The 13,282-nt window shown below is 71.4% G+C and carries 17 protein-coding genes and 1 pseudogene; 7 read left to right on the top strand and 11 right to left on the bottom strand.

What is annotated here, in order from left to right:
• The first annotated feature begins 32 nt into the window (after window positions 1–32).
• The 5 genes from IAI59_RS16675 to IAI59_RS16695 all read left to right on the top strand — a co-directional run bounded on the left by IAI59_RS16675 (window position 33) and on the right by IAI59_RS16695 (window position 5,096).
• Window positions 33–497, top strand: coding sequence for a YcgN family cysteine cluster protein (locus IAI59_RS16675; protein WP_207414983.1), 465 nt, complete (start codon window positions 33–35; stop codon window positions 495–497).
• 61 nt (window positions 498–558) lie between these two features.
• On the top strand, window positions 559–873 hold the full coding sequence (locus IAI59_RS16680) for a cupin domain-containing protein (RefSeq protein ID WP_207414982.1): 315 nt from the start codon (window positions 559–561) through the stop codon (window positions 871–873).
• 88 nt (window positions 874–961) lie between these two features.
• Complete coding sequence (locus IAI59_RS16685; RefSeq protein WP_207414981.1) at window positions 962–3,556, top strand: response regulator; 2,595 nt, start codon at window positions 962–964, stop codon at window positions 3,554–3,556.
• Window positions 3,553–4,290 (top strand): M48 family metallopeptidase, encoded by a 738-nt coding sequence (locus IAI59_RS16690; RefSeq protein WP_207414980.1) that lies wholly within the window; start codon window positions 3,553–3,555, stop codon window positions 4,288–4,290. Before IAI59_RS16685 ends, IAI59_RS16690 begins: the two co-directional genes overlap by 4 nt.
• A gap of 56 nt (window positions 4,291–4,346) precedes the next feature.
• Window positions 4,347–5,096, top strand: a complete 750-nt coding sequence (locus IAI59_RS16695; RefSeq protein WP_207414979.1) for an SDR family NAD(P)-dependent oxidoreductase — start codon at window positions 4,347–4,349, stop codon at window positions 5,094–5,096.
• A gap of 42 nt (window positions 5,097–5,138) precedes the next feature.
• On the opposite strand, the gene IAI59_RS16700 is transcribed toward IAI59_RS16695, so the two are convergent.
• The 4 genes from IAI59_RS16700 to IAI59_RS16715 form a co-directional block, all read right to left on the bottom strand.
• Entirely contained in the window at window positions 5,139–5,480 is a 342-nt protein-coding gene (locus IAI59_RS16700) for an Hpt domain-containing protein (RefSeq protein ID WP_207414978.1), read from the bottom strand.
• 81 nt (window positions 5,481–5,561) lie between these two features.
• Window positions 5,562–6,791, bottom strand: a complete 1,230-nt coding sequence (locus IAI59_RS16705; protein WP_207414977.1) for a multidrug effflux MFS transporter — start codon at window positions 6,789–6,791, stop codon at window positions 5,562–5,564.
• Complete coding sequence (locus IAI59_RS16710) at window positions 6,788–7,651, bottom strand: TIGR01459 family HAD-type hydrolase (protein ID WP_207414976.1); 864 nt, start codon at window positions 7,649–7,651, stop codon at window positions 6,788–6,790. The genes IAI59_RS16705 and IAI59_RS16710 overlap by 4 nt, the downstream gene beginning before the upstream one ends.
• The gene (locus tag IAI59_RS16715; protein ID WP_207414975.1) at window positions 7,651–8,709 is read right to left on the bottom strand and encodes a quinone-dependent dihydroorotate dehydrogenase; all 1,059 of its coding nucleotides are present in this window, start codon (window positions 8,707–8,709) and stop codon (window positions 7,651–7,653) included. The genes IAI59_RS16710 and IAI59_RS16715 overlap by 1 nt, the downstream gene beginning before the upstream one ends.
• 106 nt (window positions 8,710–8,815) lie before the next feature.
• Here IAI59_RS16715 and IAI59_RS16720 point away from each other — a divergent pair, with 106 nt between their 5' ends.
• Entirely contained in the window at window positions 8,816–9,667 is an 852-nt protein-coding gene (locus IAI59_RS16720) for a DMT family transporter (RefSeq protein WP_237181152.1), read from the top strand.
• 10 nt (window positions 9,668–9,677) lie between these two features.
• On the opposite strand, the gene IAI59_RS16725 is transcribed toward IAI59_RS16720, so the two are convergent.
• Genes IAI59_RS16725 through IAI59_RS16735 form a run of 3 tightly spaced genes read right to left on the bottom strand, consistent with a single transcriptional unit; the run spans window position 9,678 to window position 10,941 of the window.
• Window positions 9,678–10,034 carry a DUF952 domain-containing protein gene (locus tag IAI59_RS16725; protein ID WP_207414974.1) on the bottom strand — a complete coding sequence of 119 codons (357 nt, stop codon included), beginning with the start codon at window positions 10,032–10,034 and terminating at the stop codon, window positions 9,678–9,680.
• Window positions 10,035–10,075: 41 nt separating this feature from the next.
• Window positions 10,076–10,552, bottom strand: a complete 477-nt coding sequence (locus tag IAI59_RS16730; protein WP_207414973.1) for a cell wall hydrolase — start codon at window positions 10,550–10,552, stop codon at window positions 10,076–10,078.
• Complete coding sequence (locus IAI59_RS16735) at window positions 10,549–10,941, bottom strand: hypothetical protein (RefSeq protein WP_207414972.1); 393 nt, start codon at window positions 10,939–10,941, stop codon at window positions 10,549–10,551. The genes IAI59_RS16730 and IAI59_RS16735 overlap by 4 nt, the downstream gene beginning before the upstream one ends.
• A gap of 96 nt (window positions 10,942–11,037) precedes the next feature.
• Here IAI59_RS16735 and IAI59_RS16740 point away from each other — a divergent pair, with 96 nt between their 5' ends.
• Window positions 11,038–11,262, top strand: a complete 225-nt coding sequence (locus IAI59_RS16740) for a hypothetical protein (RefSeq protein WP_207414971.1) — start codon at window positions 11,038–11,040, stop codon at window positions 11,260–11,262.
• An 82-nt stretch (window positions 11,263–11,344) separates the two neighbouring features.
• On the opposite strand, the gene IAI59_RS16745 is transcribed toward IAI59_RS16740, so the two are convergent.
• The 4 genes and pseudogenes from IAI59_RS16745 to IAI59_RS23470 form a co-directional block, all read right to left on the bottom strand.
• Window positions 11,345–11,851, bottom strand: coding sequence for a MafI2 family immunity protein (locus IAI59_RS16745; RefSeq protein WP_207414970.1), 507 nt, complete (start codon window positions 11,849–11,851; stop codon window positions 11,345–11,347).
• An 84-nt stretch (window positions 11,852–11,935) separates the two neighbouring features.
• Window positions 11,936–12,160, bottom strand: a complete 225-nt coding sequence (locus IAI59_RS16750; RefSeq protein ID WP_207414969.1) for a hypothetical protein — start codon at window positions 12,158–12,160, stop codon at window positions 11,936–11,938.
• Window positions 12,161–12,320: 160 nt separating this feature from the next.
• Window positions 12,321–12,647: a MafI2 family immunity protein gene (locus IAI59_RS16755; protein ID WP_207414968.1), complete on the bottom strand. Its 327-nt coding sequence runs from the start codon at window positions 12,645–12,647 to the stop codon at window positions 12,321–12,323.
• Window positions 12,647–12,910 (bottom strand): annotated as a pseudogene (locus tag IAI59_RS23470) (polymorphic toxin type 50 domain-containing protein); the annotation flags it as partial. The pseudogene IAI59_RS23470 and the gene IAI59_RS16755, both read right to left, overlap by 1 nt.
• Window positions 12,911–13,282 lie beyond the last annotated feature (372 nt).

Here is a 13,282-nt window from a genome sequence, read left to right on the forward strand (position 1 = left end):
CCGGTCAAGGCCGCAGCGGCTAGGAAGCGCGCATGGCCGATGCGCTGCCTTTCTGGAAGACCAAGACCCTGGCGCAGATGAGCCGCGCCGAATGGGAAAGCCTGTGCGACGGCTGCGGCCGCTGCTGCCTGCACAAGCTGCGTGACGAGGACACGGAGGAGCTGGTCTGGACCAGCGTGGCCTGCCGGCTGCTGGACACCGACAGCTGCCTGTGCCGCGACTACCCCAACCGGCGCGACCACGTGCCCGATTGCGTCAAGCTGACGCCGAAGAAGCTGGCCAAGATCGACTGGCTGCCGCCGTCCTGCGGCTACCGGCTGGTGCAGGAAGGGCGCGACCTGGAATGGTGGCACCCGCTGATCTCGGGCGACCCGGCCACGGTGCACAGCTCCGGCGCTTCCGTGCGCGGGCGCGCCGTCAGCGAGCGCGCGGCGCGCGACCTGGAGGAGCACGTGGCGGACTGGCCGGGCGAATGGCCGGAGCAACCGGCGCGCTGAGCGGCTGCCCAAGCGGGGCGAAACGCCGCATGATGCCGGCTCCACCACCCAGGATGCCGCCATGAAGGAACCGCTCCGCTGCCGCCCGCCCGCCACCGGCACGCTGCAGATCGACACCGAGGACATGCGCGTGATGCGCTGGGACTTCCCGCCCGGGGCCGAGACGGGCTGGCACCGCCACGGCTTCGCCTATGCCGTGGTGCCGCTGCAGGACGGCGAGATGCTGGTGGAGCTGCCGGGCGGCGAAACCCTCAGCGCCACCCTGACGGCGGGCCAGAGCTATGAACGGCCGCCCGGCGCCGAGCACAACGTGGTGAATAGCGGCGCCACAGCCTTCAGCTTCGTGGAAATCGAGCTGAAATCGCGTCCGGGTTGAGACGCCCGGCGGGGCGGCGGATGACAAGCGGGACACCACTAGCCATATTCCGCCGGTCTGAAGCCTGTGCCCGCGAGGTTTGCCGCCAGTGTCCATTGTCGTGCCGGAAGCCGACTTCGAAAGCGTCCTCGCGGCGGCACCGCATCCCTACATGCTGCTGGCGCCCGACCTCACCATTCGCTGGGTGAACGAGGCCTATCTGCACGCCACTGGCCGGACACGCGGCGAGATCGTCGGGCTTGGCGTGTTCGAGGCCTTTCCGGGCGGCCCGCACGACCCAGGCGGCGAGGGCACGCGGGCGCTGCAGGCCTCGCTGGACCGGGTGCGCAGCACCGGGCAGCGGGACGTGCTGGCGCTGATCCGCTACGCCATTCCGAAGCAGACGCCCGCGGGCCCGGTGTTCGAGGACCGCTACTGGTCCGCCAGCCACACGCCGCTGCTGGACGCGCAGGGCCGGTTACAGGCCATCCTGCAGCAGACCGACGACGTCACCGAGCTGCAAACCCTGAAGCAGGAGCTGGCCGCGACGCCGGCGCGCGTGGAAGGCAGCATGTTCCGCCGCGCCCAGCAGGTGCAGGCGGAAAACAGGCAGCTGGGTGCCGAGCGCGCGCTGCTGCGCCAGCTGCTGGAGCAGGCCGATGCCTTTGCCGCCTTTCTGCGCGGCCCGGAGCATGTCTACGAGATCGTCAACACGGCCTATGCCACGATCACCGGCAAGCCGGACCTGGTGGGCCAGCCGGTGCGGCAGGCGCTGCCGGAGCTGGAAGGCCAGGGCTTCTACGAACTGCTGGACGAGGTCTACGCGTCCGGCCGGCCGCATCACGGCCGCAACGTGCCGGTGCTGCTGGGCAACCCCGACGGCAGCCGGCGGCTGCGCTACGTGGACTTCCTGAACCAGCCGATCCTGGAAGCGGATGGCAGCGTGTCGGGCGTCTTCGTGCTGGGCAACGACGTGACGGATGCGGTGCTGGCGTCGCAGGAGCTGGACCGCTACCGCAACCAGCTGGAAGACATCGTCGCCGAGCGCACGCGGGCGCTGGAAGACAGCGAGGCCGAGCGCCGCCGCACCGAGGCCGCGCTGCGCCAAAGCCAGAAGATGGAGGCGATCGGCCAGCTGACCGGCGGCGTGGCGCACGACTTCAACAACCTGTTGCAGATCCTGTCGGGCAACCTGCAGCTGTTGCAGCGCCGGCAGCGCGAGCCGGAGGACGCCAAGCGCATCGCCGCCTCGCTCGGCGCGGTGGACCGCGGCGCCAAGCTGGCGGCGCAGCTGCTGGCCTTTGCCCGCCGCCAGCCGCTGGAGCCGCGCGCCATCAACCTCGGCCGCATGCTGCGCGAGATGGACGACCTGCTGCGCCGCGCGCTGGGCGAGGCGATCGAGGTGGAAACCGTGGTGGCCGGCGGGTTGTGGAACACGCTGACCGATCCGGACCAGGTGCAGAACGCCATCCTCAACCTTGCGGTCAATGCGCGCGATGCCATGGGCGGCAGCGGCCGGCTGACCATCGAGGCCGGCAACGCCATGCTGGACGACCTTTACACCCTGCGGCACACCGATGTGGCGCCCGGGCAGTACGTGATGCTGGCCGTGTCCGACACCGGCAGCGGCATGACGCCCGAGGTGGTCGAGAAGGCCTTCGAGCCGTTCTTCACCACCAAGCGGGAAGGCAGCGGCACGGGGCTCGGCCTGTCCATGGTTTATGGCTTCGTGAAGCAGAGCCATGGCCACGTGAAGATCTATTCCGAGCCGGGCCAGGGCACCACCGTGCGCCTGTACCTGCCGCGCACCACGGCCGACGAGGACGTGCTGACCGACCTGTCCGCCGCGCCGGTGGAGAACGGCAGCGAAACCATCCTGGTGGTGGAGGACGACCCGGTGGTGCAGAACACCGTGATCGACCTGCTGAAGGACCTTGGCTACACCGTGCTGCGCGCGTCGGACGGGCAAAGCGCGCTGACGCTGGCGCGCGCCGGCATTCCGATCGACCTGCTGTTCACCGACGTGGTGATGCCCGGCCCGGTGCGGGCGCCGGACCTGGCGCGGCAGGTGCAGGCCATGCTGCCCGGCATCGCCGTGCTGTTCACCTCCGGCTACACGGAAAACGCCATCGTGCATGGCGGCCGGCTGGACCCGGGCGTCAACCTGCTGTCCAAGCCCTACCGGCGCGAGGATCTGGCCCGCAAGGTGCGGCACACGCTGAACAACCGCCGGCAGGCCGAAGCCGCCGCCACGCGTGCCGCCCCCGTCCCTGCCCCCGCCCCCTTGCCGGTGGCGCCAGACGCACCGCCGCCGCAGCAACAGCAGCACCCGCCGCCCGCGCGGCTCGGCCTGCGGGTGCTGCTGGTGGAGGACGACCCGCTGATCCAGATGGATTGCGAGGACATGCTCGCCGCGCTCGGCTGCCGCGTGATCGCGGCGCGCGACGGCCGCGCGGCGCTGCGCGAGCTGGGGCGCGGCAGCTTCGACGTGCTGTTCACCGACATCGGCCTGCCCGGCATCTCGGGCCTGGAGCTGGCGCGCCAGGCGGTGCTGGACCACCCCGCCCTGCAAGTGGTCTTCGCCAGCGGCTTCGGCCCGCGGGACGAGGCGCGGCAGGCGGTGCCGGGGGCGCAGTTCGTCACCAAGCCCTACGGCCCCGCCGAGCTGGAAGCCGCCATGCGGCGCGCCGCCCGGCCGGGATGAGCGCCAAAGCCCCGCCGCCCCGCGATCCGCCGCCAGACGAGCCGCTGCCCGACGAGCTGATGGTGGGCCGGCGCTTCTGCCCCGTGTCCTGGCGCCGCGCGCCGCGCGCGCGCCGCGTGTCGCTGCGCATCGACGCCATGCGTGGCCGGGTGGCCATCACCTTGCCGCCGGGCAGCGGCAGCCGGGCCGGGTTGCTGCTGCTGCGCGCCCATGCCGCCTGGGCCTTCGCGGCGCTGGACGGGCTGGCCCCGGCGGTGCCGCTCCGGGACGGCGCGGTACTGCGCCTGGGCGACGTGCCGCACGCCATCCGCCACGCGCCGGACCAGCCGGGGGACAGCCATCTGGGCGATGGCGAGATCGTGGTCACCGGGCCGGCGCCGCTGCTGCGGCCGCGCGTGCTGGCCCTGCTGCGGGCCGAGGCGGCGCGGCGCATCGGCGGCCGCGCCGCGCGGCATGCCCGGCTCCTGGGCGTGTCGCCCCGCGCGCTGCGGCTCAAGGACACGCGCACCCGCTGGGGCAGCTGCGCGCCGGACGGCACGCTCGCTTTCTCCTGGCGGCTGGTGATGGCGCCCGGCTGGGTGCTGGACTACGTGGTGGCGCACGAGGTGGCGCATCTGCGCGAGATGAACCATTCGCCGCGCTTCTGGGCGGAGCTGGCGCGGCTCAGCCCCCACCGGCTGGCCGCGCATGACTGGCTGAAGCGGCACGGCCCGGGGCTGCTGCGGGTGGGCTGACGGGCGGGCCGATGCGGTGCATACCGGAGCCCGCACCCGCGCAAGGAACCCTGCCCATGATCGTCCTCGTCACCGGCGCCACCGCCGGCTTCGGCGCCGCCATCGCCCGGCTTTACGCCCGGGAGGGTGCGCGCATCATCGCCGTCGGCCGCCGCCGGGAACGGCTCGACGCGCTGGCCGCCGAGCTGGGTGCCGACCGCGTGCACCCCGTGGCGCTGGACCTGCGCGACACCGCCGCCATCGCCGCCGCCGTCGCCGCCCTGCCGGCGGACTGGGCGGAGATCGACCTGCTGGTCAACAACGCCGGCCTGGCCCGCGGCATCGCGCCCGCGCAGGAAGCGGATCTGGCGGACTGGGAAGCGATGATCGACACCAACACCAAGGGGCTGGTGGCGATGACCCGCGCCGTGTTGCCCGGCATGGTGGCGCGCGACCGGGGGCACATCGTCAACATCGGCTCCACGGCCGGCGAATGGCCCTACCCGGGCGGCAACGTCTACGGCGCCACCAAGGCCTTTGTGCGCCAGTTCAGCCTGAACCTGCGCGCCGACCTGTTCGGCACCCGCGTGCGGGTGACGGACATCGAGCCCGGGCTGGTGGGCGGCACCGAGTTCTCCAACGTCCGGCTGGGCGACGATGCCAAGGCGGCGGCGGTGTATGACGGCGCCGACGCCCTGACGCCGGAGGACATCGCGGACGCGGTGCACTGGGTGGCGTCGCGCCCCGCGCGGGTCAACGTCAACACGCTGCAGGTGATGCCGGTGTGCCAGAGCTTCGGCCCGCTGCGGGTGCACCGCGGGTCCTAGCCCGTCGCCGGGCCTGGGGCTGCGGAAAGGGCCGCTGCCCCCTCAGGCGGGCGGCGGCGTCCGGGCCAGCAGGCCCAGCTCGGCCAGCGCGGCCTTGGCTTCCTGGTCCAGCATCCGCACCGCGTCGGGGGCCGGCTGCGAATCGGGCGCCATGGCACGGCGCGCCATGGCTTCCAGCCGGAACGCGCCGATCGCGCCGGCGGCGCCCGCCAGCGCATGGGCGCTGCGGCGGTAGGCCTCCAGGTCCGGCACCCGCGACGCATCCATCATGCGCAGCACCAGCGCGCCGAGGTCGGTTTCAAAGGTGCGGACGACGTCGATGAACACGTCATGCGGGAGGTCGGCGGCCAATTGACGGGCAATGGCGGGGTCGAGGGCATTCACGCCGCGAAGGTTGCAAAACCCATCCGTGCGGTCAACGCAGGGATGTAGCGCACCGTTGTTTTTCGGCCATTTCCCGCCGCTTCACGCCCGGGGGTCGCGCAGGTGCTTGACCACCGCCAGCGCCAGCTGGGCACCGATGGCGCATCCGGCCATCACCAGCGCGGTGCCGAATCCGGTGCCGATCTCGGCCAGCCCCGCCAGCAGCGTCATCAGCGCGCCGATCGCCATCTGCGCGGCGCCGACCACGCCCGAGGCGGTGCCGGCCAGTTGCGGCTGCACCGACAGCGCGGCGGCCAGCGAGTTGGGCTGCGAGATGCCGTTGCCCACGCCCACCAGCAACATGGGCAGAAAGAACGACACGATGGACAGCTCCACCGCCACCAGCCCGAGCACCGACAGCAGGGCGCCGCCGGTGGTCAGCACCAGCCCGTAGCGCAGCATGCGCGCGACGCCCAACCGGCCGGAATACCGTCCCGCCAGGAACGAGCCGGCGGCAAAGGCGACGGAGGTGACCATGAAGGCGATGGCATAGGTGCGCGGCGTATGGCCCAGCCCTTCCACCAGCACGCGCGGCGCGCCAGCCATGAAGGCGAAGAACACGCCGGAGGAGCAGCCGGTGACCACCGCGTAGCAGCAGAACAGCGGGCTGCGGAACAGCGTGGCATAGGCGCGCAGCATGCCGAACAGCCCGGGCAGCGGCTGCGCCTCGCGCAGCGTTTCCGGCAGGCGCGACAGGGTCAGGACCGGCAGCACGGCGCCCAGCGCGGCACAGGCGACCATGGTGGCGCGCCAGCCGAACAGGGCCTGCAACTCGGCCCCCACCAGAGGCGCCGCCATGGGCACCACTGTCATGCCCATCATCACGAAGCCGATCTTGCTGGCCGCCTGGTCGCGCGGAAACACATCGCGGATCATGGCCCGCGTCATCACCATGCCGGCGCAGGCCCCCGCCGCCTGGGCGGCGCGGGCCAGCGTCAGCAGCCCGATGGAGGGTGCTGTCGCGGCGGCGACCGAGCCCAGCAGGTACACGGCGAGCCCCGCCAGCAACAGCGGCCGCCGCCCGAAGCGGTCCGACAGCGGGCCGTAGATCAGCTGCCCGAGCGCGATGCCGATCAGGTAGATGGTGAAGGTGAGCTGCGCGGCGGCATAGGGAACCTCGAAGTCGCGCGCCACGAAGGGCAGCGCCGGCAGCATCACCTGCATGGTGAAGGGGCCGACGCCGGTCAGCAGGATCAGCAGCCAGACCGCCGGCAGCACCGGTGCCCGCAGCCGCGGCGCCGGTGCCTCGAAGCCGGCGTCCGGCGGGGTCATGCGGTCCAGCGCAGGCTGCGCAGCGCCGCCACGGGGCGGACATGCTGGCGCGCCGCCTCGGCTTCCAGCAGCGCATCCGTGGGGTCGGCGCCCATGCTGTCGGCGGCCAGCCCGGTCATGGCCCAGACGGCATCGATGCCGGCGTTCTCTGCGCCCAGCAGGTCGGTGTGCGGCGTGTCGCCGATCGCCACCACGCGGCCGGGGGCCACGCCCAGCGTGCTCAGCACGGTCTGGTAAACCATCGGGTCAGGCTTGCCGATCTCCATGACGTCGCCGCCCAGCTCCTGGTAACGGTCGGACAGCGCGCCGGCGCAGATCAGCCGCACGCCACCCACCATCACGGCGCGGTCCGGGTTGACGCAAAGCATCGGCAGATTGTGGCGGGCGCAATCCTCCAGCAGCGGCTGGTAGGGATCGGCGCTGGCGGCGCCGCGTTCCAGGTCCGGGCCGGTGTTGAGCAGCCAGCCGGCCTCGGCGGGGGTGGCCACCCGCACCAGCGGCAGCTTCTCCACCACCGACAGGTCGCGCTCCGGCCCGATATGGAAGGCATCGCCCCGGAGCGCCGCGAACCACGGGTGGCTGCGGTCGCGCAGCATGGTCCAGGCCACCTCGCCACTGGTGACGATGCCGTCATACAGCGTGGCGTCCAGCCCCATCGCGGTCAGCTGGTCGGCAACAAACCAGGAGCGGCGCGGCGCATTGGACAGCAGCACGATGCGCTTGCCCCTCGCCCGCAGCTCGCGCAGGGCTTCGGGAACGCCGGGGTAGGGCTTCTGCCCGTCATGCAGCACGCCCCAGATGTCGAGCACGAAGCCATCGTAGCGCTCGGCCAGCTCGGCCGCGGTTTCCAGCATGCGCATCAGGCGTCCACTCCCACGGCGTCGGCGACCTGGGAAAACCCGTCGCGCTTGAGCAAGGCGGCGAGGCCCTGCTTGAGGTCCGGCACCAGGCGCGGGCCGGCATAGGCGAAGGCGGCGTAGACCTGCACCAGCGCGGCGCCGGCGCGGATCTTCTCGTAAGCCTGCTCCGGCGTGGCGATGCCGCCGCAGCCGATCAGCACCAGCCGCTTTCCCGCCAGCCGCCGCACGCGGCGCAGCAGGATGGTGGCAGGCGCGAACAGCGGCGCGCCGGACAGGCCGCCGGTTTCGGCACGGTGCGCGCTGGCCAGGCTGGGCGGGCGGGCGATGGTGGTGTTGGACACGATCAGCCCCGCCACGCCGTGCTCCACGCAGGTCTCGACCAGGCCCGGCAGCGCTTCTTCCGCCAAGTCGGGGGCGATCTTCACCAACACGGGCGGGCGGCGCTGCGCATGGGCGCGGGCGGCGGCGATGGCGGCCAGGATGGCGGCCAGCCGCGCCTCGCCCTGCAGGTCGCGCAAGCCAGGGGTATTGGGCGAGGACACGTTGACCGTGACGTAATCGGCATAGGGCGCGACGCCGAGGTACAGCTCGGGGTAGTCGCGCTCCGGCTCGGCGCCATCCTTGTTGATGCCGATGTTGGCGCCGAGCACGGACGGCAAGGGCCGCGGCAAGGCCGCCAGCCGGGCCGCGAAAACCTGCAGGCCGAGGTTGTTCATGCCCATGCGGTTGATCACCGCGTTGTCCTGCTCCAGCCGGAACAGCCGCGGTTTGGGATTGCCGTCCTGCGGCCGCGGCGTGACGGTGCCCGGCTCCACGAAGCCGAAGCCCACACGCATCAGCGCGGCGACGGCCTGGGCGTTCTTGTCGAAGCCGGCGGCGAGGCCGAGGGGATTGCGGAAGTCGAGCCCCAGCACGCGGGTGGCCAGCACGGGGTCGTCCGCGCCGGAGTCGCGGCCGGCGAGGCCGAGGCCGAGCGCTTTGAGCGCCAGCCCATGGGCGCGTTCGGGGTCCATGCCGCGCATCAGCGGCATCAGGGCGGAAGCGATGGCAGGGGTCATGACGAGGCCGCTTGTGCACCGCCGCGCGCGCCAAGGGAAGCCCACGACCTTGCATCCCGCGCCCGGCCATGGCTCATGCCGGGCGGGGAAACACAGGGAACGCCGCGTGCAGGGCCCGTTGCTGATGCTGGCCGCGCTCGGCCTGTTCGCGCTGCTGGACGCCAACAGCAAGCTGCTGTCCGGCGCTTATCCGGTGGCGCAGGTGGTGCTGATCCGCCACGTGACGATGCTGGCGCTGCTGCTGGCGGCACGGCTGCTGCGGCCGGGGCTGGGCGGCGCGCTGGGCACCGCGCACCCCATGCTGCACCTGCTGCGCGCCGCCGCCATGCTGGGATCGGCGCTGGGCTTCTTTCTGGCGCTGCGCGAGATCCCGTTGGCCGAGGGCTATCTGGTGTATTTCACCGCCCCCTTCATGACGCTCGGGCTCGCCGCGCTGCTGCTGGGCGAGCCGGTGCCGCGGGCGGTGTGGGGATGGAGCCTGCTGGGCTTCGCGGGGGTGCTGGTCGCCATGGCGCCCGGGCTGCGGGCCGGCGGCAGCGCCGGCGCCTATGCCTTCGCCTTGCTCGGCACCGTGTCCTACGCCGTGGTGCTGACCATCAACCGCCGGCTGCGGGCCGAGGCGGGCGTGGCGCGGCTGATCCTGTGGTCCGCCCTGCCCGGCGGGTTGGTGCTGCTGCCTTTCGCGGCTAGCGGCTGGGTGCCGCCGCCCAGCGCCGACTGGATGGCGCTGGCGGCCAACGGGTTGCTGGCCGGCACCTCCACCATCTGCCTGGCGCTGGCCTTCCGCTTCGCCACGGCGGCGCGGCTGGCTCCGCTGGAGTTTTCCGCGCTGCTGTGGGCCGTGATGCTGGATGTCGCGATCTGGGGGGTCTGGCCGGCGGCGGAAACCCTGGGGGGCGCGGCCATCGTGGTGCTGGCCTGCGCGATGAGCCAGCGGGCGCAGGGGCGCGAGGGCTAGCCGGGCCGCGCTACGGAATCTCGTCCGGAAACACGTGCTGCCCGTCCTGGCCCAGCGGCAGAGGCACAGCGGACCGCAAGGCGGACAAGGGCAGAACGTCATAGAGGTGGGGGAAAAGGCCGGGGCGGCTGCCGCCGGCAGCAGGCTCCCACCGCAAGGCCGCGCCGAGCAGCGCCGCATCAGCCGCCAGCAGCCACAGCCCATGCTGGCCGGCGCGGTGCTTGCGCGCGCTGGCGCGAAGCTGCGCCGCGGTGGAGAAATGCAGAAAGCCGTCGCGCTGGTCATCGGCGCTGCCGCGGTAGCACCCTGCCGCCTGCGCCGCGGCCCAATCGGCGGCCTGCACCATGGTATAGATCACGGGTTCCATGACGTCAGGTTAGCGGCAGCTCGGCCAGCGCGACAAGTTCCCTATTTGTTCCCACGCTGGGTCACCGCTTCGGCCGCGTAGAACAGAAATCCGCCGAGTTCGGCACAGGGCGTGCGGGCGATGGCCCAGTTGGGCAGGTCGTCATCGGCGTGATGGTGGGTCGCGCCAAAGGTCGGGTCTGCCAGCAGGCCGGCCATGGCACGGGTGGCGATGCGGCGGCACATGGCCAGCGCCGGGTCGCCCGCCGGCGCGGCCAGCACCATCAGGTGGCGCGGGTGGCGCGGATTCCAGCAGGAATACTGGAACGGCGCGCGGCACACGCCGGCGACGCCCTGCCCCCAGCGCGCGGCTTCCCCGGCCTCGGCGCGCTTCACGCGGTTCATGACCACGGCCGCCAGCGCCTCGATGGAACGGACCGAGCGGGTGCCGGCCTCCGCCCACAGCGTGAGCGCGAAGATGTCCGCCGGCGCCAGGGCGCGGGCGGCGGGGGTGGTCTGGGTGGGGGAGATCGCGTTCATGCCCGGTCCTCGTTCCGCCAGCCGCGCTGGGGATGCTGTTGTTGCGCCGCCACCGCCGCCGCCGCCGCCGTGGCGGCCCGCGTCGCGGCATCCAGTTTTTCCTCGATCCGCAGCAGCTGCTGCGTCAGCCGCTGGTCCACGTCGCGGATCAGCGACAGCGGCACGTAGGTGCGCGCGACCTCCAGCTTGAAAGCGGCCAGCTCGTCCCGCGTGCGGGACAGCGCGTCGTCGCCGGGCGGGCGGGGCTGGGGCGGTGGCGGGTCAGCGCCCTCGGCCTGGCGGTCGGAGAGGCCACGGCGCAGGCCGTGCATCATCCAGAACAATGCCGCCATCATCGGTGCCTGCACAGCTGTGGCGAGCATCTGTGGCTCCATCTCTGCGGGGATCATGCGGCCCTCCTCGGCCTCCTTGAACGAAAAGGGCGCCGGGGCCACCCTGGAAGCAGGGGGCCGCCGGCGCCCTGCGGCAACCAGTGGTGTGATACGATGTGGAACGAACCCTATCTCGAAACCTGCTGCCGCTCGGCGCTGCACCGCCTGACGCTGGTGGGGCGCCTGGGACGGCCCGAAGGGCTCAAGGATGGCCCGTGCCTGGAACGCCTGACCCAGATGGGACTGGCCGAACAAGGCACGGACAGCCGCTTCCGCATCACCGCGCCCGGGCGGGCACGGCATGCGGAGGAAATCGTCAAGGTGAAGAAGGTGGCATGATCGCCAGGGCGGCGGGCATAGTTCGCCCGCTGACAAGCTCAGGCTTAAAAGGCTTTTTGTCCTAACGCAAGCTAAAATTTTATCATTCGCATCGGCGATAGGCGACCATTCCTGCGGGTGGTGGCCCCTCGCCGGGCACGGCCAGCAGCAGTTCGGATTGCACGGCACAGCATCCGGCGAAGTCGGCGGTCACCTCGGCCTCTACCAGAGCGATCTGCTGCTCGTCGTCGGCAGCGGGCTGACGGTCGAAAACGGCCCGCAGGCCAGCCCTATGGCCGCGCAGGTCCAGCGACACCAGCATCAACGCCAAGCCTCGCGGGGTCTGTCCGATCAAGGCGCGGCGGGCGGACCAGGCAAGGTCCGCCAGCCATTCGAAGCGGGCCTCGGCGCCCCAGGGGGCGGCGGCGAAGCCGGGCGGACGCGCGGGGATGAAGCGGCGGCCGCCCGGCAGGTCGAGGATCATGCCGCAGGTGGTCGGCGCTTCCCGCCCGCCGCGGAAGCGGAAGGTGCCGATCGGGTCGCGGCCGGTATCGAACCAATCCACCGGCAAGGGTGAGAGGTGGGACGGACAGGGCATCAACCGGGCCATGGGCGTTCTGCTCCACTGTGCAGATGCAACATGACAGGGGGGGGTTAAGGTTGCGTCAACATGGAATGTGTTGCGTCTCTGCCGTCACGCCGGCGGATCGCTCCGCCGATAGGCCACGCCACCCGGCAGGAAGTTCGGCTCCGCGCCAGGCGCCAGGACCTCGATTTCGGTCTCGATGAACGTGTCGTCGACGTAATCGCTGAAGATGTCTGTCTCCACACAAAACATGTCTTCGAGGTTGTCCTCGGACGGCGGTACGGCGAAATGCGCGCGCAGCCGCAGCAGTTGCCGGGGGATGTCCACCTCCACCGACTAGGCGACCAGTTCCGCCGGGCTCTGGTCCCGCAGGGCGCGCTGTGCCGACCAGACGAGGTCGCTTCGCATCTTCGACGGATTGGCCCAGGTCACCATGGTCCGGCCTCGTCACGGCGCCATCAGGCTTTCGCCACAGGCTATGACACCACCTGCATTAACGGGGCGAGGCATTTTTCCGATAGGCCAGCCCGCCGCCGAGCGGCTGGATCTCGCGGCCCGGTGCCACGATCTCGATTTCCGTTTCGATGAAGGTGTCGTCGACATAATCTCCAAAGATCTCACCCTCGATGGAATTCAGATCGTCAAGGTCATCCTCCGACGGCGGCGCCGCGAAATGCGCGCGGAGCTGAAGCAGGTGACGGGGGATGTCGACGTCCACCGAATACGCCAGCAGCGATTCCGGCGTCTGGTCCCGCAGCGCGCGCTGTGCCGACCAGATCAGATCGGAACGCATCTTTGCCAGATTGGCCCATACCACCATTATTCGACCCATCCTCTTGGCATGGCGGGCACGATATGTGCCCCGGTTCGTCCGTAAATGATCTGCCCGCGCGTTGTCTGAGCTTCTCGTCCGTCCAGGTGCCTGTAGATTCCAATGATCCGGTCACCCGTGTCAAAGCTCTCCTTGGCGCCTCCAACACCCGGGCGGCTGCCCTGCCTCATCGTGCCGTGGCCGGAGAACTCGCGGTACAGTGCCTCCGCATCCGCGTGGAGCGTACCTCGCCCCGGATCGACCTGCGTCTGCGGTCCGTGCCGGCCTGCTTATCGGCATTGATGGGGGATCGGGCCGCTCTTCCAGGCTGGGGTTGCGCGGTGCGTCCGGATTGCGCTGGCGGTCCTGGCGGGGAAGGCGGGCGCGATGGTCCATTCCCGCCGAAGCTCCGAGGCCCGCCGAACAGGCCGCCACCTCCCTCGAGAAGCTGCGGCTTCTCCATGCCGCCGAGCGGATCGCGTCGGCGCATCACATAGACGACGGAGCCTCCTCCGAACCCGCGCTCGCCGGAAGCCCTTGAGCCGAACCCGATCGCACCCGGGCCGCCGTCGTTCTCCCGGCTGTCCTCTACGGTTCGCGTATGGGCATCGACATGCTCCTGATGACCGTCTCAAACCCGGCTG

Origin of the sequence: Roseomonas haemaphysalidis, assembly GCF_017355405.1 — a bacterium.
GTDB classification, from domain to species: Bacteria; Pseudomonadota; Alphaproteobacteria; order Acetobacterales; family Acetobacteraceae; genus Pseudoroseomonas; species Pseudoroseomonas haemaphysalidis.